The 24,551-nt window shown below is 68.7% G+C and carries 25 protein-coding genes and 1 tRNA gene; 12 read left to right on the top strand and 14 right to left on the bottom strand.

The genetic code is table 11. From position 1 onward, the window contains the following. Window positions 1–118 precede the first annotated feature (118 nt). Entirely contained in the window at window positions 119–463 is a 345-nt protein-coding gene (cutA, locus tag NBT81_RS10990; protein WP_338738461.1) for a divalent-cation tolerance protein CutA, read from the top strand. Between the two features lie 15 nt (window positions 464–478). Here cutA and NBT81_RS10985 read toward each other — a convergent pair whose 3' ends face one another. Further along, complete coding sequence (locus NBT81_RS10985) at window positions 479–1,144, bottom strand: phosphoglycolate phosphatase (protein WP_338738459.1); 666 nt, start codon at window positions 1,142–1,144, stop codon at window positions 479–481. 130 nt (window positions 1,145–1,274) lie between these two features. Between NBT81_RS10985 and NBT81_RS10980 the strand changes: the two genes are divergently transcribed. Beyond that, on the top strand, window positions 1,275–2,498 hold the full coding sequence (locus NBT81_RS10980; protein ID WP_338738458.1) for an FAD-dependent oxidoreductase: 1,224 nt from the start codon (window positions 1,275–1,277) through the stop codon (window positions 2,496–2,498). A 54-nt stretch (window positions 2,499–2,552) separates the two neighbouring features. Further along, complete coding sequence (gene aglM / locus NBT81_RS10975) at window positions 2,553–3,857, top strand: UDP-glucose 6-dehydrogenase AglM (RefSeq protein ID WP_338738456.1); 1,305 nt, start codon at window positions 2,553–2,555, stop codon at window positions 3,855–3,857. Window positions 3,858–3,866: 9 nt separating this feature from the next. Here the strand turns inward: aglM and ileS are convergent, their stop codons facing one another. Then, window positions 3,867–7,064 (bottom strand): isoleucine--tRNA ligase, encoded by a 3,198-nt coding sequence (gene ileS, locus NBT81_RS10970; protein ID WP_338738454.1) that lies wholly within the window; start codon window positions 7,062–7,064, stop codon window positions 3,867–3,869. A gap of 210 nt (window positions 7,065–7,274) precedes the next feature. Here ileS and NBT81_RS10965 point away from each other — a divergent pair, with 210 nt between their 5' ends. Continuing rightward, window positions 7,275–7,733: a hypothetical protein gene (locus tag NBT81_RS10965; protein WP_338738452.1), complete on the top strand. Its 459-nt coding sequence runs from the start codon at window positions 7,275–7,277 to the stop codon at window positions 7,731–7,733. A 105-nt stretch (window positions 7,734–7,838) separates the two neighbouring features. On the opposite strand, the gene NBT81_RS10960 is transcribed toward NBT81_RS10965, so the two are convergent. From NBT81_RS10960 to NBT81_RS10945, 4 genes are all read right to left on the bottom strand, one after another. Next, window positions 7,839–7,985: a hypothetical protein gene (locus NBT81_RS10960; protein WP_338738450.1), complete on the bottom strand. Its 147-nt coding sequence runs from the start codon at window positions 7,983–7,985 to the stop codon at window positions 7,839–7,841. A 103-nt stretch (window positions 7,986–8,088) separates the two neighbouring features. Then, the gene (locus NBT81_RS10955; RefSeq protein WP_338738448.1) at window positions 8,089–8,577 is read right to left on the bottom strand and encodes an acyl-CoA thioesterase; all 489 of its coding nucleotides are present in this window, start codon (window positions 8,575–8,577) and stop codon (window positions 8,089–8,091) included. A gap of 72 nt (window positions 8,578–8,649) precedes the next feature. Then, on the bottom strand, window positions 8,650–9,111 hold the full coding sequence (locus NBT81_RS10950; protein ID WP_338738446.1) for a bifunctional nuclease family protein: 462 nt from the start codon (window positions 9,109–9,111) through the stop codon (window positions 8,650–8,652). 48 nt (window positions 9,112–9,159) lie between these two features. Continuing rightward, window positions 9,160–9,798, bottom strand: a complete 639-nt coding sequence (locus tag NBT81_RS10945) for a helix-turn-helix domain-containing protein (RefSeq protein ID WP_338738444.1) — start codon at window positions 9,796–9,798, stop codon at window positions 9,160–9,162. Between the two features lie 179 nt (window positions 9,799–9,977). Here NBT81_RS10945 and dpsA point away from each other — a divergent pair, with 179 nt between their 5' ends. Further along, window positions 9,978–10,526: a DNA starvation/stationary phase protection protein DpsA gene (dpsA, locus tag NBT81_RS10940; RefSeq protein ID WP_338738442.1), complete on the top strand. Its 549-nt coding sequence runs from the start codon at window positions 9,978–9,980 to the stop codon at window positions 10,524–10,526. Window positions 10,527–10,623: 97 nt separating this feature from the next. On the opposite strand, the gene NBT81_RS10935 is transcribed toward dpsA, so the two are convergent. Beyond that, entirely contained in the window at window positions 10,624–11,949 is a 1,326-nt protein-coding gene (locus NBT81_RS10935; protein WP_338738439.1) for a glycerate kinase type-2 family protein, read from the bottom strand. A gap of 52 nt (window positions 11,950–12,001) precedes the next feature. Between NBT81_RS10935 and NBT81_RS10930 the strand changes: the two genes are divergently transcribed. From NBT81_RS10930 to NBT81_RS10915, 4 genes are read left to right on the top strand one after another with little or no spacing between them, the layout of a single operon-like run. Continuing rightward, window positions 12,002–13,681: a TraB/GumN family protein gene (locus tag NBT81_RS10930; RefSeq protein ID WP_338738437.1), complete on the top strand. Its 1,680-nt coding sequence runs from the start codon at window positions 12,002–12,004 to the stop codon at window positions 13,679–13,681. Then, on the top strand, window positions 13,678–14,307 hold the full coding sequence (locus NBT81_RS10925) for a metalloprotease (protein WP_338738435.1): 630 nt from the start codon (window positions 13,678–13,680) through the stop codon (window positions 14,305–14,307). The genes NBT81_RS10930 and NBT81_RS10925 overlap by 4 nt, the downstream gene beginning before the upstream one ends. 57 nt (window positions 14,308–14,364) lie before the next feature. After that, window positions 14,365–14,964 carry a TetR/AcrR family transcriptional regulator gene (locus NBT81_RS10920; protein ID WP_338738433.1) on the top strand — a complete coding sequence of 200 codons (600 nt, stop codon included), beginning with the start codon at window positions 14,365–14,367 and terminating at the stop codon, window positions 14,962–14,964. Further along, window positions 14,964–16,382 carry an MATE family efflux transporter gene (locus NBT81_RS10915; protein ID WP_338738430.1) on the top strand — a complete coding sequence of 473 codons (1,419 nt, stop codon included), beginning with the start codon at window positions 14,964–14,966 and terminating at the stop codon, window positions 16,380–16,382. The genes NBT81_RS10920 and NBT81_RS10915 overlap by 1 nt, the downstream gene beginning before the upstream one ends. A 90-nt stretch (window positions 16,383–16,472) precedes the next feature. Here the strand turns inward: NBT81_RS10915 and NBT81_RS10910 are convergent, their stop codons facing one another. From NBT81_RS10910 to NBT81_RS10900, 3 genes are all read right to left on the bottom strand, one after another. Continuing rightward, window positions 16,473–16,622 carry a hypothetical protein gene (locus tag NBT81_RS10910; RefSeq protein WP_338738428.1) on the bottom strand — a complete coding sequence of 50 codons (150 nt, stop codon included), beginning with the start codon at window positions 16,620–16,622 and terminating at the stop codon, window positions 16,473–16,475. A 181-nt stretch (window positions 16,623–16,803) separates the two neighbouring features. Beyond that, complete coding sequence (corA, locus tag NBT81_RS10905; protein ID WP_338738426.1) at window positions 16,804–17,799, bottom strand: magnesium/cobalt transporter CorA; 996 nt, start codon at window positions 17,797–17,799, stop codon at window positions 16,804–16,806. Then, window positions 17,796–17,960 carry a hypothetical protein gene (locus NBT81_RS10900; RefSeq protein ID WP_338738424.1) on the bottom strand — a complete coding sequence of 55 codons (165 nt, stop codon included), beginning with the start codon at window positions 17,958–17,960 and terminating at the stop codon, window positions 17,796–17,798. Before NBT81_RS10900 ends, corA begins: the two co-directional genes overlap by 4 nt. Before the next feature lie 92 nt (window positions 17,961–18,052). Between NBT81_RS10900 and purM the strand changes: the two genes are divergently transcribed. After that, window positions 18,053–19,021: a phosphoribosylformylglycinamidine cyclo-ligase gene (gene purM / locus NBT81_RS10895; RefSeq protein WP_338738422.1), complete on the top strand. Its 969-nt coding sequence runs from the start codon at window positions 18,053–18,055 to the stop codon at window positions 19,019–19,021. 111 nt (window positions 19,022–19,132) lie between these two features. Here the strand turns inward: purM and NBT81_RS10890 are convergent, their stop codons facing one another. After that, complete coding sequence (locus tag NBT81_RS10890) at window positions 19,133–19,672, bottom strand: CBS domain-containing protein (RefSeq protein WP_338738420.1); 540 nt, start codon at window positions 19,670–19,672, stop codon at window positions 19,133–19,135. Window positions 19,673–19,764: 92 nt separating this feature from the next. Between NBT81_RS10890 and NBT81_RS10885 the strand changes: the two genes are divergently transcribed. Then, a complete protein-coding gene (locus NBT81_RS10885; protein WP_338738418.1) occupies window positions 19,765–19,923 on the top strand; it encodes a DUF7563 family protein in 159 nt (52 codons plus the stop codon). Between the two features lie 10 nt (window positions 19,924–19,933). Here NBT81_RS10885 and NBT81_RS10880 read toward each other — a convergent pair. Together NBT81_RS10880 and NBT81_RS10875 are read right to left on the bottom strand one after the other, a co-directional pair. Continuing rightward, window positions 19,934–20,076, bottom strand: a tRNA-OTHER gene (locus NBT81_RS10880). Between the two features lie 56 nt (window positions 20,077–20,132). Then, the gene (locus tag NBT81_RS10875; RefSeq protein ID WP_338738417.1) at window positions 20,133–22,364 is read right to left on the bottom strand and encodes a CDC48 family AAA ATPase; all 2,232 of its coding nucleotides are present in this window, start codon (window positions 22,362–22,364) and stop codon (window positions 20,133–20,135) included. A gap of 185 nt (window positions 22,365–22,549) precedes the next feature. On the opposite strand from NBT81_RS10875, the gene larC reads away from it, so the two are divergent. Further along, entirely contained in the window at window positions 22,550–23,809 is a 1,260-nt protein-coding gene (larC, locus tag NBT81_RS10870) for a nickel pincer cofactor biosynthesis protein LarC (RefSeq protein ID WP_338738415.1), read from the top strand. Window positions 23,810–23,812: 3 nt separating this feature from the next. On the opposite strand, the gene NBT81_RS10865 is transcribed toward larC, so the two are convergent. Further along, window positions 23,813–24,550 carry a hypothetical protein gene (locus NBT81_RS10865; RefSeq protein ID WP_338738413.1) on the bottom strand — a complete coding sequence of 246 codons (738 nt, stop codon included), beginning with the start codon at window positions 24,548–24,550 and terminating at the stop codon, window positions 23,813–23,815. Window position 24,551 lies beyond the last annotated feature (1 nt).

The raw sequence follows: 24,551 nt of genomic DNA, 5'->3' as shown, positions 1-24,551 counted from the left end.
ATAAAATACGATATTACTTAATCTGTCGGGTAACGACGAATCCGAGTCGGTACCGGAGGTCGACGGGCGCGAGAGACACACCGACAACCGTTATCAGAACGCGCCGCCGACGGCGACCATGGCCACCGACCCGGTAACCGCCTACGTCACCGCACCACAGGAGGACGCTGCGACCCTCGCCCGGCGACTGGTCGACGAGCGACTGGCGGCCTGCGTCAACGTCGTGCCCTGCGAGTCCGTCTACCGCTGGGACGACGCGGTCCACGAGGACGAGGAGTCGATCCTGCTGGCCAAGACGGTAGAGAAGCGGTACGACGACCTGCGGGCGGCGGTCGTCGAGTGGCACCCACACGACGTGCCCTGTATCGAGCGGTTCGACGCGGCGGACGCTCACGACCCGTTCGCGGCGTGGTGCGTGTCGGCGGTCGAGGCGGGTGGCGACGCCGAAACCGGGAGCACGTGACGCTCGTGTGGCGACCTACCGACACGCCGCGAGGGCCTCCAGCGTCCCGTCCATGTGTGTTCCCTGGGTGACGTGGTCGGCGGCGGCGCGCGCCCGGTCGTCGGCGTTCGCGACGGCGAAGGAACGCCCCGCGGCCTCGAACGTCGACACGTCGTTCTCGCTGTCGCCGACGGCGACGAACGCCTCGGGGTCGAGGCCGAGCGTCTCGGCGACCGACCGGAGGCCCGCTCCCTTCTCGACGGCGGGGGTCTTGAGGTGGTAGGCGTAGCCCGTATCGACCACCTCGAGGTCGAAGTCGGCTGCGACGTCACGGAGGAGCGCTTCGTCGGCGTCGAGGCTGATCGCCACCTCCGTCTCGCGCCAGCGGTTGACCGTATCGGCCGCGCCCCACCCCAAGTCGCCGCCGCGGTCGACGAAGGCCCGCGCGGCCTCGCGGACCCGGTCGCCGTCCGCCGTCACCGTCACCTCGTCGTCGGCGTAGACGACGCCGCCGTTCTCCGCGACCACGCGTTCCGGAATCGCGAGGAAGTGACAGAGCGCGACCGGGTAGGGGAAGGCCTTGCCCGTCGCTAAGACGACCGGCGCGTCCCACGCCGGCACGGCCTCGAAGGCGCGCGGGTCGATCCCGCCGGTCGGCGTCGTGAGCGTCCCGTCGATGTCGAGGACGAGCGGTGGAACCATACCCGATTCAGCATCGGGGCGGTGATAAACGACGCGCCACGGCACGCCGGGGTGGGGCGAGGCGCGAGCGTCGCCCGCGAACGACGGGGGCACCGACGCCGTGAAGTGGCGGGGTCACACACGCGGAGGCATGGATACGACGGTCCTCGTCGTCGGCGGTGGTGCGACCGGCGTCGGCGTCGCCCGCGACCTGGCGCTCCGGGGCGTCGACACCACGCTCGTCGAGCGGGGGGCGCTCGCCGCCGGGACGACCGGGCGCTCACACGGCGTCCTCCACAGCGGCGCGCGGTACGCCGAGTCCGACCCCGACGACGCCGCCGAGTGTCTGGCCGAGAACCGGATTCTACGCGAGATAGCGTCCGGGTGTATCGAGGAGACGGGCGGCTACTTCCTCGGCCTCGACGGCGACGACCCCGCGTACTTCGATCGAAAGCGGGCGGCGTGTGAAGACCTCGGCATGGCGGTCGAGACGCTCGACGGCGACGAACTCCGGGACCGGGTTCCCGAGGCGAACCCGGCCGTCGAGCGCGCCCTCGCGGTCCCCGACGGGGTGGTGTCGCCGGCGCGCTTGGTCGTGGCGAACGCCGCCGCCGCCCGTGCGGCCGGGGCGACGGTCCACACCCACGCGCCGGTCGAGTCGATAGCGGTCGAGGACGGCGGAGTCGGCCGCGTCGCCGTCGGCGGCCGCCTCGACGCCACCGTCGAGGCCGACCTAGTGGTGAACGCGACGGGAGCGTGGGCGGGGGCGTGTGCCGCCCTCGCCGGCGTCGACGTGCCGATGGCGCCCACCAGTGGGGTGATGGTCGCCGTCGACGGCGGGGACGGCCCGGACGCCGTACTGAACCGGTGTCGGCCGCCCGCGGACGGCGACATCGTCGTCCCGCGGGCCGGTGAGGCGGTGCTCGGCACCACGAGCGTCGCCGTCGACGACCCCGACGACGTCGAGGCGTCGGCCGCGGAGGTCGACCGGGTCGTCGCCGAGTGTGCGGCGATGTGGCCGGGGGGCGCCGAGGCGGCGGTGTGGCGGACCTACTGGGGCGTCCGACCCCTGTACGCGCCCGAAAAGCGGGGCGACGGGCGGAGCATCTCGCGTGGCTTCGCCGTCCTCGACCACGCTGCGGACGGCGTCGAGGGGTTCGTCACCGCCGTCGGCGGCAAACTCACCACCTACCGGAAGATGGCCGAGGCGACGGCGGATCTGGTCTGTGACCGCCTCGGCGTCTCTGCCCCGTGCCGAACGGCGGAGCGGCCGCTCCCCGGAACGGACGATCCGGAGCGACTCGACGCCCTCGTCGACGAGTTCGGGGTGGACGCACCCGCAGACGGCCCGGCGGACGGTGCGGACGGTCGGTAATCGGCCGCCCGCGTATCCGAATCCTCTTTGCCACGCCGCAACACGGGAGAGGTGATGAAACTGGGTATCGTCGGTAGCGGCTACGTCGGGACGACGGTCGCGGCCTGTTTCGCCGACCTCGGCCACGAGGTCATGAACGTCGACGTGGACGAGTCGATCGTCCGACGGCTGAACGAGGGGGACGCGCCGATCTCCGAACCGGGGCTCGGCGACTTGCTCTCGCAGTACGCCGGGTCGTCGCTCTTCGCGACGACCGACTACGGGGACCTCGTCGACTTCGGTCCCGACGTGATCTTTCTCGCGCTCCCGACCCCGTCGAACGACGACGGGAGCATCGACACCGCGGTCGTCGAGGCCGGCGCCGAATCGCTCGGGGGGGTCCTCGGCGACATCGAGGACTACCCGACCGTCGTCGTCAAGAGTACGGTCGTCCCGGGGACGACCGAGGACGTGATCGGGCCGACGCTCGAACTCGAATCCGGCGGGCGGATCGGCGTCGACTTCGGCCTCGCGACCAACCCCGAGTTCCTGCGCGAGGGGAGCGCCGTCGACGACTTCACGAGTCCCGATAAGGTCGTCTTCGGGGCCGACGACGACCGAGCGCTCGACGCACTGGAGTCGGTGTACGCACCGCTCCTCGAGAAGTCCGACGTCTCGGTCGTCCGGACCGGGCTCCGCGAGGCGGAGATGATCAAATACGCCAACAACGCCTTCCTCGCCGCGAAGGTCAGCCTCGTCAACGACATCGGGAACATCTGCAAGGAGTACGGCGTCGACGCCTACGAGGTGGCGGAGGCCATCGGCCTCGACGACCGGATCGGCGAGCAGTTCCTCCGGAGCGGCGTGGGATTTGGTGGGAGTTGCTTCCCGAAAGACGTCAACGCCATCGTCGCCGCCGCCCGAGAGGAGGGGTACGACCCTGCGCTCCTGCAGGCGGCAATCGACGTGAACGACCGCCAACCCCAGCGGATGTTGGACCTCCTCGATAGCCACGTCGACGTCTCCGGCGAACGCGTCGCCGTCCTCGGCCTCGCGTTCAAACCCGGGACCGACGACGTGCGCAACTCGCGGGCGATCCCGATCATCGAGGGCCTCCAAGAGCGGGGCGCGTCGGTCGTCGCCTACGACCCGAACGAGGGCGCGGCCGCGGCCATCCGCGAGCGGTTCCCGGACGTGGAGGTGCTCGCCTCGCCGTCGCCGACCCTCTCGGGAGCCGTCGCGACGCTCGTCGTCACGGACTGGCCGGCCTTTGCCGACCTCGATCTGGAGTTCGATCTGATGTCCGGCGACGTCGTGATCGACGGCCGGCGGATCGTCGAGCGACGCGACGGGATCACGTACGAAGGGTTGACGTGGTGAGGGGAACGATCAGGCCGCCCGCTGTTCGGCCTCTAACCGTTCGATGCCGATGGTGACGGCGACGCCCTCGACGTCCCACTCCTCGATCAGGTCGTCGGCGTCGGCGTCGAACTCCGCGGTCCGGGTCTCTTCCGCGATCAGGTCGCGCCGGTCGTCGACGAAGCCGGCGACCCGGTCGTCGTCGACATCGATCCGGGTGCGGATCGACTCCTCGACGTCGAGGTCGAGGCGCTTGCGCATCTCCTGGATCCGCCGGACCACGTCCCGGGCGTACCCCTCGGCCTCGATGTCGTCGGTCAGCGACGTGTCGACGTAGACGCTCCCGCCGGTCCGGTCGCCGTCGAGTTCGACGTCGAAGTCGGCGCTCGAAACGCCCTCGGGCGGTTCGGCGCGGAAGTCGACCATCTCCTCGGTGAGGCCGACCCGGTCACCGTCGACGGTCGTGGTGTAGGGATGCTCACCCTCGTCGGCCGCCAGTTCGCTCCGGCGTTCGCCCTCGACGGCCGCCATCACCTCTTGGGCGTCGCCGCCGAACTCCGGGCCGATGACGCTCATCCGTGGCTCGGCACGCTCGATCAGTTCGTCGAAGGCGTCGGTCACCTCGACCGACCGGGCGTTGACCCGTTCGCCGAGCAGGTCGCGGAGCGATCGGACGGCGTCCGCGACGCCCTCGTCGTCCGTCTCGACGGTCACGCGCGTGACCGGCCACCGGAGTTTGCGCCCGCCCTGTTGGCGGGCGTTGGCCGCCGCCTCCTCGACCGCTCGCAGGACGGCCACGTCGCGCTCCAAGCCGGGGTCGTGCCACGCGTCGTCGGCGGTCGGGGAGGACAGTTGGTGGACGGTCGTCGCGTCGCCGTCGAGGGTCTGGTACATCTCCTCGGCGAGGTAGGGCGTGACGGGCGCGAGCAGACGGATCGTCTCGTCTAAGACGGTCGCAAGCGTCGCGTAGGCGCCGCGTTTCGACGCCGAATCGCGCTCCTCCCACATCCGTTCGCGGATCGCCTTGACGTAGAATCGGGAGACGTCCTCGGTCAGGAAGTCAAGGACGGCGTTCAGGGCGTCGTGGACGGCGTAGTCGTCCCACGCGTCGGCCACCTCGGCCTCGACGGTCTGAAGCCGGGCGAGCACCCACTCGTCGACGACGGTCAGTTCGCCGTCCGAGAGGTCGGCCTCGGCCGGGTCGTAGTCGTCGAGTGCCATGTACTGCAGCGGGAACCGGAAGACGTTCCAGAAGATGTTGAGCGTCGACTGGGTCTCCTCCAACCCCTCCCACTCGAAGGAGAGATCGGTCCCGTGTTGATCGTGACTGAGGAGATAGGCCCGGAGCGGGTCGCGCCCGTAGCGGTCGATGGCCTCCTCCGGCGTGACGATGTTGCCCAGCGACTTCGACATCTTCCGGCCGTCGCTGTCGTTGGCGAAGCCGTGCATGACGACCTCCTCGTAGGGTATCTCGTCGAGGGCGGCGGTGCCCATTCCCAACTGCGACCAGAACCAGCCGCGGGTTTGGTCGTGGGCCTCGACGATGAGATCGGCGGGCCAGAGGTCCTCGAACCGCGACTCGTCGCTCGGGTAGTCGAGGGTGCCCCACGTCGCCACCGAGGAGTCGATCCAGACGTCGAAGACGTCGGGGACGCGCTCGTAGGTGGTCCCGTCCTCGGTGATCGTGATGGGGTCGACGCTCGGGCGGTGGAGGTCGATCGTCTCGGGGTCGACCTCGCCGTCCGCACGCTCGGCGAGTTCCTCCCGCGTCCCGATCACGAGGATGTCGTCGGCACTCGGATCCGGGTCGTCCTCGGGCACCCAGACCGGGAGGGGAATGCCCCAGTAGCGCTGGCGGGAGACGTTCCAGTCCGGGGCGTCCTCGACGAAGTTTCTGAATCTACTGTCCCGGGCCCACTCGGGGTGCCAGTCGCTGTCGTCGATGTTCGAAAGCAGTTCGTCTTTCACGTCGGTGACGGTGATGAACCACTGGTCGGTCGCGAGGTAGACGATGTCGGTGTCGCACCGCCAGCACTGCCCGTACCGGTGGGTATGGCTGTCGGCGGCGAGCAACAGTCCCTTGGCGTCGAGGTCCTCGACGATGTCGTCGTTGGCGTCGCGGACGAACTGCCCCGCGTACCGCCCGGCCTCGTCGGTGAAGGTACCGTCGCCGGCGACGGGCGAGAATATCTCGAGCCCGAGTTCCTGGCCGCGTTCGAAGTCCACCTCGCCGTGGCCGGGCGCGGAGTGGACCAACCCCGTGCGGTCGGCCTCGACGTAGTCGGCGGCGTACACCTGCCCTGTCCCCTCGCCGTTTGCGTGGTCGGGGACTTCCTCGGCGAGCGGGTGGTCGTAGGTCCATCCGACGAGGTCCGAGCCGTCGAGTTCCTCGACGACCTCGTACTCCTCGTACCGGCCACGGCGGAGCACGTCCTCGACGCAGGGTTCGGCGATATAGAGGCGGTCGGTCTCGCCGTCGCGTTCGGCGTCGACGGCCTGGTAGGTCATCTCGGCGTCGACTGCGACGAACTCGTTGGCGGGGATGGTCCACGGCGTCGTCGTCCAGATGACGAGCGACCCCTCGCGCTCGCGCAGAGGAAACCGCACGTAGATCGACGGCGACTCGATCTCGTGGTACTCCACCTCGTTGTCGGCGATGGCGGTCTCACACCGGGGACACTGGTTGATCGCGCGCTTGCCCCGTTCGACGAGGCCGTTCTCGTGGACGCGCTTGAACGCCCACCACGTCGCCTCCATGTACTCCGGGGAGACGGTGCGGTACGGGTCGTCCCAGTCCATCCACGCGCCGATGGAGCGAAAGTCCTCGTCCATCTTCTCGCGATTGCGCTCCGCGAAGGATTTGCACTCCTCGATGAACGCCTCCATCCCGTACTCCTCGATGTCCTTCTTGGAGTCGAAGCCGAGTTCCTCCTCGACTTTCACCTCGATGGGGAGGCCGTGCATGTCGTAGCCCGGGCGGTCGGTCACGTCGTAGCCCGACATCCGCTTGTAGCGGATGATCGCGTCCTTCAGCGTCTTGTTCCAGGCCGTCCCGAGATGCATCTGGCCGCTCGTGTACGGCGGCCCGTCGACGAAGAAGAAGGTCGGGTCGTCCGCGTGGGCCTCCTTAGCTGCCTCGTAGGCGTCGTTTTCCTCCCAGTACGCGTTCACCGAGGACTCGACGTCCTCGGGAGTGTACTGGTCGCTGACGTCGTCGGCGTCGTCCATACTCGACCCAAACCCCGCGCGTATATCAAAACGGTGGTCGTGGCGCGGACCGTCTCCTACAGCACCGGTTCGGTCGGATCAGCAGTTCGTCGACGCCGACGTGTCGAGGCTGGGTGACGGCGAGGTAGTCACCCGGACCCGAAAAGGCGTCCGAAGCGGCCGATCGGAGCGACCGGCGGGATTTATCGCCGCGGACGACGTACCCGGCGTATGAGCCTGAACGTCGAGGTACCGCCGCCGCCGGAACTCGAGGGGGTCGATCCGAACGAGTACGACGACGCCGAGGTGGTCGGCGACACGGACTACAAGCGCGACGAACTGGAGGAACTGCTCCGGGACGGCGCCTGGGAGGACGCGTTCGAGGAGTGGGCTGCCGACACCGGCGTCGACGAGACGGAGTTCGACATCGTCACCGACCTCGGGATGCTCAGGCAGTTCGACTTCTTCTGGGACGCCTTCGCAGAGCGGGTGGGCTACCACGCGCCGGGCATCCCCGAGGACTGGAAAGAACGGGAGTACCACCCCGACCTAGACTCGTGGGGCACCGTCTCGGCGATCAACGCCGGGCTGACGGAACTCGGGCAACTCGTCTGTGAGGTGCTGAAAGAGCAGTACGTCGACTGGGAGACGGAGTACGAGGCTCCGGACGACCTGCCGGACTTCGAGTGAGCGGGTCGCTGTCCTCGGAGAGGAGTGTCCAGTCGGCGCGATGGCGACGGTTATCCCACGCCGAAATCGATGTCCGCCCCGCCGTCCAACTCCGGTGAGACACGCTCACCCATAGATGGCCTCCCCGAGGTTGAACTCCGTTTCACATTCGGTACAGTATTTCTCGATATCGTGTACCTTCAGGCCGGTGGAGTAGCAGTAGATGTCTTCGTTCCCGCAGTTCGGACATTCCTCGAGTTCCGGGACGACCATACCCGGAACACGGCACGCGGCCTCGTAAAGCGTTCGCCGCGCCGAGTGGATCCGTTCGGAACCCCAGCTTTACCGAGGGTTTCGACCGGACCAGCGTCCCATCTCAGCCCTCCATCCGCTCGACCAACCGTTCCAGTTGGGCGGCCCGGTCGTCGACGGCGGCGTCGCGGAGGCGACGCTCGCCCTCGGTCGGACACGCCAGATCGGGGACGGTCGTCGGCTCGCCGTCGTCGTCGACGGCGACGAACGTGAAAAACGAGGAGGTCGCGTCGCGTTCGTCCCCCGTGCGTGGGTCCTCCGCGCGCACCTCGACGTTCACGTCGATGCTGGTCCGGCCGGTGTCGTAGATGTACGCCTCGACGACGACCACCTCGCCCAGATCGATCGGGCTCTTGAAATCGACGTGGTCCATCGCCGCAGTGACGACGCCACTCGTCGCGAAGCGCATCGCGGCGATGGCGCCACAGACGTCCATCCAGTGGAGGACGGCGCCCCCGAGCGCTCGGCCGTGGGTGTTGGTGTCGTTGGGAAGCACCAACTCGGTCATCTCGGTGTGTGACTCCGCGAGTGTCGCCGTCTCGCCGTCGGTCATACGGGGAGCGTCGGGGGGTGTGGTGAAAAGTCCACCCGGTCGGCGGGGCGAGACCGGATCGGATCGATCGGGTCAGCGGTCGTCGTCGAGGTCGTCGATCCGTTCGGGTTCGAACTCGTCTTCCGGTCGGCCGGCGCTGTCGAGGACGCCGTCGGTGACCGTGATCGGGCAGTCGACCCGGACCGCGAGGGCGATGGCGTCGCTGGGACGGGCGTCGAAGACGAACGACCGGGACTGGCCCTCCTCGTACCGCTCGACGTCGACCTTGGCGTAGAAGGTACCGTCGGCGAGGTCGTCTATGCGGATACCGTCGATCGCACCACCGAACTCGGTGAGCATCTCGACGAGGAGGTCGTGCGTGAGCGGTCGCTCGAACGGTTCACCCGACAATCCGAGTTGGATCGCCCGCGCCTGATCGGCCGTGATAACGACGGGTAGGTACTCCTCCCTGGCGGCGAGGAGGACCGCGGGGACGTTCGACCCGTCCTCGCCGGTTCCAACCCCGATACCGGTCACCTCGGCGGTGTGCTCCATGGCCAGCCGTTCGAACGGGGAGTATGAATAGCTACGGGCGGGCGGCGGTCAGCGTCGACGCCGACGGAGGAACAGGGCGGTCCCGACGGCCGCGAGGACGAGGAGGCCACCGAGGAAGAAGAGGAGGCCCGGCGGGAGCGAGCCACCGGCGTCGGCGGCGGTTCGTGCGGATTCGGTGCTCATCGTCGAGACGCCGCCACCGCCGTCGCCGCCAGCGTCTGCCCCACCCATCGCGCCGAGACCGGGGAAGTCGCCGAACCGCCACTGGACGACGAGGCTCGCGACGCCCAGCAATCCGACGGCCCCGAGGAGGCTCTTGAGCGCACTCTCGAGGCCGCCGCTCTCCGCTTCGCTACCGGCGAACACGACGAGGGGTCGATCGGCGGGGGCGTAGACGCTCATCTCCCGGCCCTTCTCGGAGTAGATGGTGTCTATCTCCTCGATGAGGTTCGCGTCGTCGAGGTTGCCGAGGTGGTACTGTGCGTTCTGGAGGGTCGTGTCGACGCGGTCGGCCACGCCGGAGGGCGTGTCCGGTTCGTCGTGGAGGGTCGCGAGCACCTCGCGGGCGGTGTCCGAGGAGAGCGCCGACAACAGGTCGTCGGCGTCCTCGCTGTCGAGGCCGACCACCCGGGGGTCGGTCTCCTCGGCCGCGGAGGTGTCGGGACGCGAGGGCAGCAAATCTGCCATACCGGTGCCCTACGGTGGGGGGCGGTACAAAACTTCCTCTCTCCGCTATAACCGACCGCAGGGACGTCACGAGCCGGGTCGCACAACCACCTCAGAACCCCAATTTCGAGGGTTTGAAGCCGTGACAACCACTCACAGCGAAAAAGGGTAAGTGGGTGGAGGCCCTACGGGTAACTGCAATGAGCAAACAGGAATCCGTCCGACAGCAGGCCGATTCGATCGAGGCGTCCGAGGCGCTCCGCATCGACCAGGACAAGACCGAACAGCTCGTCGAGGCGCTCAACACGGACCTCGCCGCGACGTACGTCCTCTACCACCAGCTGAAGAAACACCACTGGAACGTCGAGGGCGCGGAGTTCCTCGAGATCCACGAGTATCTCGGCGAGGCGGCCGGCGACGCCGAGGCCGCGGCCGACGAACTCGCGGAGCGCGCACAGGCGCTGGGCGGCGTCCCACTCGCGGGCGGCAAGCGCCTCGAGGCGCACGCTCCCGTAGAGCCCGAAGACGACGACGTGTACGACATCCGGACCTCGCTCCACAACGACATGGAGATGTACGGCGAGATCATCGAGACGGTGCGCGACCACGTCGAACTGGCCGAGGGCCTCGGCGACCACGCGACCGCCGAGATGCTCCGCGAGCAGTTGATCACGCTCGAGGAGCACGCCCACCACCTCGAACACTACCTCGAGGGCGACACGCTTGTCCTCGAATCGGCGACGAAGTAACGCCTCCCCTCCCGTTCTGCTGGCGGACGACCGGTGACGGTGTTCGACCGCTCTTTTGCGGCGTCGCAACCCAGCGGACGCGGTTCGCAGAGCGGCCTCACTCCACGACGAGCACCCGGAGGTCGTTGACGTTCGTCCCCGTCGGACCGGTGGTGACGGCGGCGTCGCGGTCGCCGAGGTGGCCGAAGGCGTCGCTATCGGCGAGGGCGCGCCGCGCGGCGTCGGTATCGGACACGGTGTCCCCGTCGACCACCGCACCGGCGAAGTCGCTGCTGCCGTCGCGGCCGTCGGTGTCGACGCAGGCGAGCGTCGCCGAGTCGGGGAGTTCGACCGCCGCCGAGAGCGCGAACTCGCCGTTCGGACCGCCGACGCCGTCGCCGCGAACGGTCGCCGTCGTCTCGCCGCCGGAGAGGACGACCGCTGGCGGGTCGACGGGGTTGCCCGTCGCGGTCACCTCCTCGGCGACGGCGACGTGTGTCAGCGCCGCCTCCCGGGCCTCGCCCCGCACCGACGAGGAGAGGACGCAGGTGCCGTACCCCCGGTCGCGGGCGACTGATCGCGCCGCGTCGATGGCGGTGAACGCATCCGCGAGGACGTGGTTCGCCACACGCTCGAAGACGGGGTCGTCCGGTCCGGGCGTCTCCGGGAGGTCGCCCGCAGCACCCCGATCCAGCCGATCCCTGACCGCGGCCGGCGGGTCGACGCCGTACCGATCCAGCACCGAGAACGCCTCCTCGTAGGTGGAGTCGTCCGGTGCGGCGGGGCCGCTGGCGATGACGCTCAGGTCGTTGCCGACCACGTCGCTGAACACGAGGCTCGCGACGGTCGCGGGGGCGGCCAACTGTGCGAGACCGCCGCCCTTGAGCGTCGAGAGGTGTTTGCGCACCGCGTTGAGGTCGCCGATCTCGGCGCCGGCGTCGAGGAGCGCGTCGGTCGTTCGGCGAAGATCGTCGAGCGAGATTCCCTCGGCCGGCGCGGGCAACAGCGCGCTCCCGCCGCCAGTGATGACCGCGAGCACCAGCGTCCGCTCGCCGGCGTCGGAGACGATATCGCGGATCCGGTCGGTTCCGGCGACGCCCTCGGCGCTTGGGACCGGGTGGTGGCCCCGGACGCGGTCGATCCGGTCGCCGTCTCCGGGATCGGGCGTGACGACGACGCCGGCGTCGATCCGGTCGCCGAGGACGCCTTCCAGGGCCGTCGCGACGCCGTCGGCGGCTTTCCCGCCGCCGACGACGACGATTCGGTCGACGCCCGCGAGGTCGTACGTCGCGTCGCCGACGTGGAGCACGTCGCCGTCGAGACGGACCGAGTCGGCGACGACGCGGTCGGGTCTGGCCGCGTCGATACCCGCTCGCAGACAGGCGAGCGCCGTCTCCCGCGCGGGCGTCGATGCCAGCGCCGCTTCGTTGTCGATGGAGACCATACGCCGCCTCTCTCCGACAAGGGTAAAAAGCGTGCGACAGTACCGCGGGGTAATGAGCGATCCCACGGCGTCGGCCGACCGGGAGGGGCGGGTTCGGGTCGTGGGTACGGCACACGTCTCGGCCGACAGCGTTCGGGAGGTCGAGGACGTCATCGAGGCGGAGCGACCGGACGTGGTCGCGGTGGAACTCGACGAGGGCCGGTACCGACAGCTACAGGGCGAGACGCCGGACGACATCGAACCCGGCGACCTGTTGCGGGGCAACACCGTCTTCCAGTTTCTCGCCTACTGGATGCTCTCGTACGTCCAGGCTCGCCTCGGCGAGCAGTTCGACATCGAACCCGGCGCGGATATGATGGCGGCTGTCGAGACGGCGGAGGACCTCGGCATCGACGTGGCGCTGGTCGACCGCGACATCCAGACGACGATCCAGCGATTCTGGGCGCGGCTCGGGCCCATAGCGAAGTTCCGCCTCGTCGGCGGCCTCGCCTTCGGCGTCACCGACGCCCGCGGAGTCGGACTGGTCGTCGGCCTCGCCGCCGGACTGATCGCCGGGCCGATCGTCGGCCTGTTCGGACCGGAACTGGGACTCACGCTGTCCGTCCTCTCGCGGATCACCGGTGGCGTCCTGATCGCGCTCGGCGTGGGGTTGGTGGCGCACACCCTGGTGGACGCGGTCCTCGACCCCGACGAGGCGCTCCTCGCGGCCGTCGGCGTCGGTATCGCCACGGGACTCGTGGGTGGCGTCGGCCTCGGCCTCGCCGACGGCGTCGTCGCGTCGCTCGGCACCTTCGTCGCCCGCGCCGTCGGGAGCCTCGCCGTCGGGATCACCGGCGGCGCGACCGTCGGCTTGCTCGGCGGGACGGTCGCCCACCTGCTCGGCTACGGCGGGACCGACGAGGAGGAGTTGGAGGAACTCGACCTGGCAGACCTCACGGACGCCGACGTGGTGAGCGTCATGATGGAGGAGTTCCGTACGTTCAGCCCCGGCGGGGCCCGTGCCCTCATCGACGAACGCGACGCGTACATCGCCCACGAACTCGTCGCCCTGCGCGAGACCGGACGGGACGTGGTGGCGGTCGTGGGTGCGGGCCACCGCGAGGGGATCGAGGGCTACCTCGCGGCCCCGGAAACGCTCCCGCCTCGTGAGTCGCTCGTCGGCACCGACTCGGGGGATGGATTCCCGTGGCTGAAGGCCGCAGGCGTCCTCGTCTCGGTCGGCTTCGTCGCCTTCTTCGTCCTGCTGGCGATGGCCGGCGTCCGGGACGGCTTCCTCCTCCGACTGTTCGCCGCGTGGTTTCTCATCAACGGCGTCTTCGCGGCCGGCCTCGCCAAACTCGCCGGGGCGCGCTGGTCCGCGACGCTGGTCGGCGGCCTCGTCGCGTGGATGACGTCGGTCAACCCGCTGCTCGCACCGGGGTGGTTCACCGGCTACGTCGAACTCCGGAACACCCCGGTCAACGTCGCCGACATCGGGCGGCTCAACGACCTGCTGAGCGACGAGGAGAAGCCGATCCGCCGTCTCGTCTCCGAGATGTTCGGCGTCCCCCTCTTCCGACTCATCATGATCGTCGCGATGACGAACATCGGGAGCATGATCGCGAGCGTCCTGTTCGCGGTGTACGTGCTCCCCCTCTTCGCGACCGAGATCGGCGGCGTCGAGGGGGTCGGGCGGTTGATGATCGAGGGTGCGCGAAACAGCGCCGAACTCATCTGGAGGACCGTCGCGTGACCATCCGGTTCAGCACGCGCGAACTCCGTGATCTGGCCGTCGCGTGGGTCGTCCTCGGCGCCGCCTTTGCCATCTTCTTCGCCGGCGGCGGGAACCGGGCCATCGACAGCCTGCTCTCGGAGGGCGTCGTCGTCCCCCTCGTCGTCAGCCTCGTCACCGCCGGCTTCGGCTTCCTGTTGCACGAACTCGCCCACAAGGTGATCGCGGTCCGGTTCGGACAGGTCGCGAAGTTCCGGGCCGACTACGGGATGTTATTTTTGGCGCTCGTGAGCGCCCTCGTCGGCTTCCTCTTCGCCGCACCGGGGGCAGTCCACCACCGCGGCCGTCTCACGCCCCGTGAGCACGGACTGATCGCGCTGGCCGGCCCCGTCACCAACGGCCTCCTCGCAGCCGTCTTCGCACCCGTCTACGTCGTCGGGCTGGCCGCCGGATCGCCGCTGCTCTCGCTCGTCGGCGGGCGCGGCGTCGCCATCAACCTCTTCCTGGCGGCGTTCAACCTCATCCCGTTCGGCGCGCTCGACGGCCGGACCGTCCTCGACTGGAGCAAGGGCGTCTTCGTCCTCGCGTTCGTCCCCACCGCCGTCCTCGCCGTCGTCGTGGTGTTCGTCTTGGGCATCGGGTTCTGAGCGGCGGAGTGGGATCGAGTTCCGAAGCCTTTTGCTGACTGACCGGTCAGTTAGCGTGTGTCCGACGACCCGGTTCCCGACCGAACCGACGACATCATGTGTGCGACCTACCGCGCCCTCTGTCGCCACGGCTACGCCGACCTGACGATGCAGGACATCGCCGACGAGTGGCAAAAGAGCAAAGCCGCCCTCCACTACCACTACGACACCAAGCGTGGCCTGTTGCTCGCCTTCCTCGATCACCTCTTCGACGCCTACACGGACGGCGTCGCGGCCCCCGACGAGGTCCCGGGGGACGCCGCCGACCGCCTCCGCACGCTGATCGACGACGCACTCGACCCACCGCGGACGGCGGCGAACGAGGAACTCCGGACCGCCCTGTTCGAGATCAAGGCCCGTGCCCCCCACGACGAGGACTTCCGCGACCGACTGGAGCGGTTCGACCGCTATCTCCACGGCGAGGTCAGGCGCGTCGTGGCCGAGTGCGTCGACGCCGGCGTCTTTCGTGCCGACGTCGACCCGGAGACGACCGCGACACTCCTGGTGACGCTCGTCGACGGCGGCCACTCCCGACGGGTCGTCCTCGGCGACGACGAGGGCGTCCGCGCGGCGGTCCGGGCGGCGATCGACGACCGTCTGGCCGGGGGGGCGGCCTGATGGCTCCCGACCCGCGGGATCTGTTCAAATCCCGCGACGAGTTCGACCTGACGAGCGGCGACGTGGGGCCGCCGCTGTTGTATCTCTCCCTGCCCATCGTGGTCACCAACCTGCTCCAGACCGCGTACAACCTCGCCGACACGTTCTGGATCGGCCAGTACAGCACCGAGGCCCTCGCCGCGATCAGTTTCGCCTTCCCGATGGTGTTTCTCATCATCTCGCTGGGCATGGGGCTCGCGGTGGCGGGGAGTATCCTCGTCGCCCAGTATACGGGGGCCGACGAGGGCGCGGAAGCCGAGTACGCCGCCTCCCAGACCGTCGGGTTCGCCGCCCTCGTCTCCGTCGTCGTCGGCGCGGTGGCCTACTTCTCCGTCGGCGACGTCCTCGCGCTCCTCGGCCCGGAACCGGACGTGTTGCCCCTGGCGACCGCGTACATGGAGATCATCTCGCTGGGCATCTTCTTCATGTTCGGCTTCCTCGTGTTCATCTCGCTCATGCGAGGGTACGGCGACACGATCACGCCGATGCTCGTCATGCTCGGATCGGTCGTCCTCAACATCATCCTCGATCCGATCCTCATCTTCGGGTGGGGACCCTTCCCCCAGTGGGGGATCGAAGGTGCGGCCATCGCAACCATCTTCACCCGCGGGTTGGCACTCGTCGTCGGTCTCTGGATCATGGTCTCCGGGCGGCGTGGTGTCCGCATCCGTCCCCGGGACGTGGTGCCCGACCCCGCCTACGGGCGGCGACTCCTCCGCATCGGCGTCCCTGCCTCGGTCGAGGGGACCGGCCAGGCCGTCGCCATCAACCTCCTGATGTTCATCGTCGGGACGTTCTCGACGCCCGTAGTGGCCGCGTTCGGCATCGGAGTCCGGGTGTTCTCCGTGATCTTCCTCCCCGCCATCGCCGTCGCACGCGGTGTCGAGACGATGGCCGGACAGAACATCGGCGCGGGGAACTACGACCGGGCGGCCCTGACTGCCGGCGTCGCCGCGCGGACCACGTTCGTCGTCCTCGCGGCCGCCGGCGTGGTGACCTACCTGTTCGCCGATCCCATCGTCGGCCTGTTCACCGACGACGCCGAGGTCATCGAGGTGGGAGCGACGTTCCTCCGGTACGTGGCTCCCTCCTTCGGCTTCATCGGGATCATGCGCTCGTACAACGGCGGGTTCCGTGGGGCCGGCAAGACGCTCACCGCCGCCGCCATCGCCGTGACGATGCTGGGCGGGATCCGCCTCCCAATCGCGTGGGTCGCCTCCGGACCCATGGGACCGGCGGGGGTCTGGATCTCCTTCCTGATCTCGAACGTCCTCGGCGCGGTGATCGCGTACCTCTGGTATCGCCGGGGGACGTGGCGGTCGAGCGAGACACCCGACCCGCGCGTCGCGGACGTCGTCGACGACCCGGCGGACGACTGACCCGGCGGTCCGCGTGATCGGCGGGCCCCACAAGTGACCGACCGGCGTACCTCGGCGCATGCCACCCGACACCGATCTCGACCCGCCCTGTCACATCTCGGATCGAAGCGATCCGTCGTCGCCGGGTTCTCGGCGTTCGGATCCGCGGGACTCGCCGCCGACTACCTCCTCGACCAGCTCGACCTGACCGAGACGGGACACGTGACCGGCGACGCCCTCCCGTCGATCACGCCCGTCCACGAGCGGGTTCCGGACGTCCCCGGAGCGATCCGTCTGGTCGATGTTCGATCGCGTGTACGACCCCGGTGTCGATCCCGGACCGCTGGAGCCGTTCGCCGCGACGGGCGAGGAGTACTACGGGTATCTCACCGACCGCCTCGCGGCGGCACGGGACGATCCCCGAGGACCGGATGTACATGTATCACAGCCACCCTTCCGACCGGAAGTACTGGAGCATGACGGCGGCAGTGAGGACCATCCCGAGCAGGACCGCAGGATAGCTGTATCGCCAGCCGAGTTCGGGCATGCTGAACGGGCCCCCAGCGAAGTTCATGCCGTAGACGCCGACGACGAAAGTCAGCGGGAGGATGATCGTCGCGACGACGGTGAGGCGCTTCATCACCTCGTTGGTCGACTGCGAGAGCGTGTTGAGGTAGATGTCGCGGGCCCCACTGGCGAGGTCACGGTACGTCTCGACGAGTTCGACGTGCTGGACGAGGTGGTCGTACACGTCGCGGTAGTACTTCTCGGTCGACTCCCGGACGTGGTCGGCGTCGCCCTTCGAGAGGATACTCACCGCGTCACGGGTCGGCCAGACGATCCGCCGGATCGACAGCAGTTCTCGGCGGAGACTGTTGAGGATCTCCAGTGTCTCCGTGTCGGGATCGTCGATGATGCGGTCCTCGACGGCCTCGATGTCGCGACCGATCTCGTCGAGAACGACGAAGTACTCGTCGACGACTGCGTCGACGACGCGGTAGGCGGTGAAGTCGGCGTCGTGCTGGAGGAGCCGGGGATCCTCACGCCGGACCCGGTCCCACACCGTCTCGACGGCTCCGGTCTCCTCGGTCGCGATCGTGACGATCCAGTCGGGACCGAAGAACAGACCGACCGGACGGTCGCGTATCTCCTCTTCGAAGGTCGTCTCGCCGCCGCGGAGACTGGCGGTCTTGACGAGCAGAAACGTGTGTCCCGAGAACACCTCGACCTTCGGGGAGGCGTTGCTCCGCATGTCCTCGATTTCGAGGGGATGGAGGTCGAACGCGGCGCTCAGTCGGTCGTACTCGGTGTCGGTGGGATCGGAGGTGCGGACCCAGGTTGTTCCGGTCGCCTCGCGGGCCACGCGGAGAGATTCGGCGTCGTCGGCGTCGCGCGTCTCGACGTGGTCGCCGTCGTAGACGAGGGTTCGAACCGTCACGCAGTCGTCCCCCGTCGGTCGCCGATGGCCGCGAGCGTGATTCCGAGCATGACGGCGGTGAGCGAGAACGCGCGCCCGGGGTAGGGGACGACCGTCCCGACGACGTAGCCACAGACGCCGGCGGCGGTGAGACCGACACCGACCAGGAACCTTCGGTCCATGGGGGGGGACTCGCACGCCATCACCAAATACACCGTCGGCCGTCGGGCGACCAAACGGTGTGTTTTTGCGTCCGGCCGCCGCGGTGTGGGTCATGAGCGAGGACGACGAACTCACGTACTCGGCGGCCGGTGTCGATATCGCGGAGAGCGAGGCGGCTACCGCCGCCCTCGTCGGAGCGGTCGGCGAGAGCGCGGGTGACTACGCCGGCCTCCTCGACATCGGAGACCGGTATCTGGGGTTGGCCACCGACGGCGTTGGAACGAAACTCCTCGTCGCCGACGCCCTCAACGATTACTCGACCGTCGGCATCGACTGCATCGCGATGAACGCGAACGACCTCGTCGCGGCGGGCGTCCGACCGGTGGCCTTCGTCGACTACCTCGCGGTCGACGAACCCGACGAACGGTTCGCCGAGCAGGTGGGTGAGGGGCTCGCCGAGGGAGCCGACCGCGCCGGGATCGAACTCGTGGGCGGCGAGACGGCGGTGATGCCGGAGGTGATCTCGGGGTTGGACCTCGCGGGGACGTGTGCCGGCCTCGCGGCCAAGGACGCCGTCTTTCCCGGGAGCGCCGAGGTGGGCGACGCCCTCGTCGGCGTCCGCTCTTCCGGTATCCACTCGAACGGGCTGACACTCGCCCGGACGGCCGTCACACGGGAGGGATCGTACACCGACCCCTGCCCGTTCGGCGACTACGACACGATCGGCGAGGCGCTCCTCGAACCGACGCGGATCTACACCGATCTCCTCGACCCGATGCGCGACCACGGCGTCCGCGCCGCCGCACACGTCACGGGCGGGGGCTGGACCAACCTGGAGCGACTCGGCGACGCCCGGTACGTGATCGACGACGCGTTCGCCCCGCAACCGGTGTTCGAGTTCGTCCAGTCGCTGGGCAACGTCTCCGACGAGGAGATGCACCGCACGTTCAACATGGGGACCGGGTTCGTCGCGGCGGTCGACCCGGCGGAGGCGGACTCGCTGGCGGAGACGGTCGACGGTCGAGTGATCGGTCGGGTCGAAGCCGGCGAGGGCGTCGCGATCCGCGGCCTGGAACTGTAGCGAACAGGCGTCCTGCATCGAACCGGGATCGGGTGGACGCACGACCGCGGACCGACCCCGGACGAACGGTCAGCGCACGCGAGGCGGTGGCCGCTCCCTCCGACAAAAACCTCAGGAGAGTTCGGCCGCGATGTCGGCCTCGGTGATGATGCCGACCGCCTCGCCGCTCTCGGTGACGATGACGGCCTTGTAGTAGTCCAGCAGGTTGCTGATCTTATCCACCGAGTCCTCTCGCGAGACGGTCGGGAACTGCTCGCTCATGATCTCGGCGACCGCCTTCTGCCCCACGTTCTCGCCCTCGTGACGGATGTCGCTGTAACTGATGGAGCCGACCGGAAGCCCGCCCTGCAACACCGGCAACTGCGAGAAGGCCGCCTCCTCCATCCGTCGCTCGGCGTCGGAGACAGAGTCGTCGGGTTCGACACTCGCCAACACCTCGTTCATCAGGTCCTCCGCACGCACGACACCTCCCTCGGCCTCGTCGAGGGCGGCGACGATGCGACGCAGCGTCGACAGCCGGGGGTCGACGTCGCCACCCTCGATCCGTGCGATCAGCGGCTGAGAGACTCCGGCCATCTCCGCGAGAGCACTCTGTGTCAACTCCAGCGACGTTCGCCGCTCCCGGAGATCCTGCGGCGTCGGTAGTTCCATAGGTGTAATAACTAAAGGTTATTAAAATCACTTTCGACGGGATCGTCACCGGCCCCAAATCTTATAAAATCTGACGTGAAATTCCTCGGTGTATGCCAGAGTGTCAGAACTGTGGGGCGTTCGTCACGCGCGATTACGCCAGGGTGTTTACGCCCAACAGCGTCGAGGACCCACGGGTCTGTCCCCGCTGTGAAGACGTCGTACGGGACGGGGCGACCGTTCGGGACGCCCGGTCCCCCCGAAACACCTGACTGGACCGAGTGGAAGGGGCGGGATTCGAACCACGCGAAGCCATCGCCGACCGTATCGGCCGACTACCCCGTCACCCGTCCGAACCCTCGAACCGGCGTCGCCGGCCGAGGGAGGGTACGACGGAGGACGCTCTACCACTGAGCCACCCTTCCACCTCGAGAGTACGCCGACGAGTCACTAATACGCACCGGCCGGGGGTGGGAGCGCGCTACTGGAACCCGATCCGGCCGCCGCTACCGCGTCCGGCGAGGCCCTCGCCGCCGCCACCACCCTTGAACTGCTCTTCGATCCGCTCGTAGTAGTCCATGATCTCGTCGGTGATCGTGGGACGGACGTTCTCCATGGCCTGGCGGAAGTGACGCATCTCCACGTGTTCGGCGTCGTCGTCCTCGCGCAGGGCGACCATCGCGGCCTCGCGGGCGATACTCTCCAAGTCGGAACCGACGTAGCCGTCGGTGATCTCCGCGACCTCGCGCAGACTCACGTCGGGCGCGAGCGGCGAGTCACCCGTGTGTATCTTCAGGATCTGCTCGCGGCCCTCCATCTCCGGTTCGCCGATGAACACCAGCCGATCGAACCGTCCCGAACGCAGGAGAGCGGGATCGATCATGTCGGGCCGGTTGGTCGCGCCGATGACCATCACGTTGCCCATCTCTTCGAGCCCGTCAAGTTCGGTCAGGAGTTGGTTGACGACCCGTTCGGAGACGTTGTTGCCGACCTCGTTGCCCCGCGACGGTGCGAGGGAGTCGAGTTCGTCGAAGAAGATGACCGTCGGCGCAACCTGCCGGGCCTTGCGGAAGGTCTGCCGGATCGCCTTCTCCGATTCGCCGACCCACTTCGAGAGGAGTTGGGGACCACGGACGGAGATGAAGTTGGCGTTGGTCTCGTTGGCGACGGCCTTCGCCATCAGGGTCTTCCCCGTTCCCGGCGGCCCGTACAGCAGGACGCCCTTCGGCGGGTCGATCCCCATGCGGTCGAACTTCTCCGGGGAGGAGAGCGGCCACTCGACGGCCTCCTTGACGTTCTGTTTGGGGTCCTCTAGTCCCCCGACGTCGTCCCACGTGATCTTCGGGAGCTCGACCAACACTTCCCGCATCGCGGAGGGTTCGACCTCGTTGAGTGCGCCGCCGAAGTCCTGGCGCTTGACGATCATGCGGTCGATGAGACTCGGCGGGATGTCCTCCTCGTCGAGGTCGATCTCCGGCAAGTAGCGCCGGAGCGCCTTCATCGCGGCCTCCTTGGTGAGGCTCTCGATGTCCGCACCGACGAACCCGTGGGTCTCGTCGGCGAGGTGATCGAGGCTCACGTCGTCGGAGAGGGGCATCCCGCGGGTGTGGATCTGGAGAATCTCCTTGCGGCCCGCCTCGTCGGGGACCCCGATCTCGATCTCACGGTCGAACCGGCCCGGCCGCCGCAGGGCGGGGTCGACGGAGTCGACCCGGTTGGTCGCCGCGATGACGATGACCTGTCCCCGCGTCTCGAGGCCGTCCATCATCGTCAGCAGTTGGGCGACGACTCGTCGTTCGACCTCGCCGGTCACGTCCTCGCGTTTGGGCGCGATGGAGTCGAGTTCGTCGATGAAGATGATCGACGGCGACTCGTCTTTGGCGTCCTCGAAGATCTCGCGCAACTGCTGTTCGGACTCGCCGTAGTACTTGGAGATGATCTCGGGACCGGCGATGGAGAAGAAACTCGCCGACGTCTCGTTGGCGACCGCCTTCGCGAGTAGGGTTTTGCCCGTCCCGGGCGGCCCGTGCAGGAGCACCCCCTGGGGCGGTTCGATCCCGAGTTTCTTGAAGATCTGCGGGTGTTTCATCGGGAGTTCGACCATCTCCCGAACGCGCTGGATCTCGTTTTGGAGGCCGCCGATGTCCTCGTAGGTGATGCCGCCGCCGGTCTTCTCGAACCCGGAGATCGGCTCCTCGCGGAGTTCGACCTCGGTGTCTTCGGTGATCAGGCAGACGCCGTCGGGGTCGGTCTCGACGGCGATCAGCGGGATGGCCTGCCCCGGCGACCGCATGAACGGGTGGTTCGTACTCGACATCACGGGGACGATGTCGCGTTCGACCACCGGTCGCTTGAGGATCTGCCGCTTGACCATACCAGCGGCGTCGGAGCCGAACTGGACGCTCGCCTCCTCCGGCGGGGCGAGCACCAACTTGTCCGCCTTCGTCGCCTCGGCCTTCCGGATGGTGACGCGTTCGCCGATGCCGACGTCGGCGTTCTGCCGGGTGAACCCGTCGATCCGGACCGTGTCCGTGTTCCAGTCCTGCCGGTCGGCACGCCACACCTTCGCCGCCGTCCGATCCGCCCCTTCGATCTCGATGATGTCACCGGGCGACAGCTTCAGGTGGAGCAGCGTGTCGGGGTCCAGCCGGGCGATACCGCGTCCCGAGTCGTTCGGGTACGCCTTCGCCACTTCGAGTTGGACTTCGTTCATGATGTATCCGCGAAGATGGTGATGTCTCGCCGGTGGCGGGGCATAAGTTTGTTGTTGCCGCCGATCACCCGTTCACGCGTGGCCGCTGGGCATGTCATGTAGTAGCATACACACGGGGTGTACAAACCCCTACCGATCCGGTGGCGGTCGCAAGCCGTTTGACCGTCGAGCGTGAGCGATCCGGTATGCAAACGGTCGCGTTCGACGGACGGATGGGGGCGAGCGGCGACATGGTCTGTGCGGCGCTGGTCGACGCCGGGGCCGATCCGGACGTCCTCGACCGCGTGTCGGACGCACTCGACGTGCGCTACGCCGTCGGGTCGACGACCAGAGCGGGCGTGACCGCGACGACCGTCGACGTCCTCGTAGAGGTCGGGGACGACAATCACGATCACGATCACACGCACAGCCACGACCACGATCACGACGACCACGAACACACGCACGCCGAAGGGGTCGGTCCCCGACGCACCTACTCGGAGGTCGTCGAGGTCGTCGAAGGGATGGGCCTCCCACCCGCGGTCCAGCGGGACGCACTCGCGACCTTCCGTCGCCTCGGCGAGGCGGAGGCGGCGGTCCACGGGACCGACCTCGAGGACACGCACTTCCACGAGGTCGGGGCGGACGACGCCATCGCCGACGTGGTTGGGGCGTGTCTCCTGTTGGCCGACCTCGACCCCGACCGCGTCGTGACGACCCCGGTGTCGGTCGGCGCCGGGACGGTGTCGATGAGCCACGGGAGTTACCCCGTGCCCGCGCCGGCGGTGGCCGAACTCGTCGCGGACGCGGACTGGTCGATCCGGGGTGGACCGGTCGATCGGGAACTCCTCACGCCGACGGGGGCGGCGATCCTCGCGGAAGTCGCGGACGGCGTCGACCACCTCCCGAGCCTCGACGTCGACACCGTCGGGTACGGGGCCGGTGACGCGGACGTGCAGGGGCACCCGAACGCCCTCCGCGTCCTCGTCGGCGACGGCGGCGGCCTCCGTCGGGAGTCCATCGCCGTCCTGGAGACCAACCTCGACGACGCGACGCCCGAGACCCTCGGGAGCCTCCAGGAGACGCTCGGCGACGCGGGCGCACTCGACGTGTCGGTCCTGCCGGCGACAATGAAGAAGTCCAGACCGGGCCACCTCGTGAAGGTCGTCGCCCGCCCGGAGGACGCCGAGCGGGTGGCGCGGCGACTCGCCGAGGAGACGGGGACCCTCGGCGTCCGCGAGGGGAGCGCCGGCCACCGGTGGGTTGCCGACCGCTCGGTGGAGACGGTGACGATCGACATCGAGGGCGATGCCTACGAGGTCCGGGTGAAGGTGGCATCCGACGCCGAGGGTGCGGTGTACGACCGGAGCGCGGAGTACGACGATGCACTGGCCGTCGCGAGCGAGACGGGACTGACGGTTCGGGAGGTCCGGCGACGGGCGGAGGCGGCGTCCGAGGGCGAGTAGCGATCACCCCTCGCGGTGGGCGTCGAGTGCCTCCTCGATGGTGAGGTCGCCGACTGCGACCTGCCGGGCGAGGGCGTCGTCGATGGTCCGGTCGTCGGTCGAGACGCGCCGGGAGCGGTCCTTGATCCGCTGGAGTTCGCCCGTCGTCGGCTCGATATCCCGGGAATCGACGCGTTCGCCCTCCAGTCGGGCGATGTTGACCGCGGCGAGGACGTCACCCATCCCCCGAGCGCCCGTGCCGAGGTAGGGCGTCGTCCCCGTCTCGTCGACGAGTTCCACCGTCACGTCGTCGAGGTCGTCGACCAGTCGCGCACCGTGGAGTCGAGCCCCGTCGCCGATCCGAACGAGTGGGTCGACCGCGTCCGCGACCTCCCGGTGAACGGTCTCGACGGCGTCGCCGAGGGGGACGTGAAAGGCGGCGACGACCGTCTCGCCAGAGAGGACGGCGATACCAGGGCGCGTGCCGGGATCGACGCCGACGACGGTCCGTCCGCCGCCGGCCCGCAGGTGTGCGAGCGCCTCGTCGACGGCGCGGCGGGCCTCCGCCGCCGCCGCCGCAGTCACGCGTTCCACGTCCGCGTCGGCGTCGACGACCGGGTCGTCCGGCGCGGCGACGACGACCGACGCCTCGTCGGGGAGGTCGGCCCCCGGATCGACGGTGGTGAACGCCACGCCGCGGTCCCGGAGGAGGGAGACGGCCTCGTGGTACAGTTCGAAGTCGGCGGTGGCGACGACGATCACG

Source organism: Haloplanus sp. CK5-1 (genome assembly GCF_037201915.1).
GTDB classification, from domain to species: domain Archaea; phylum Halobacteriota; class Halobacteria; order Halobacteriales; family Haloferacaceae; genus Haloplanus; species Haloplanus salilacus.
The sequence above is the reverse complement of the archived record's forward strand: the minus strand, read 5'-3'. Positions and strand labels throughout refer to the sequence as shown.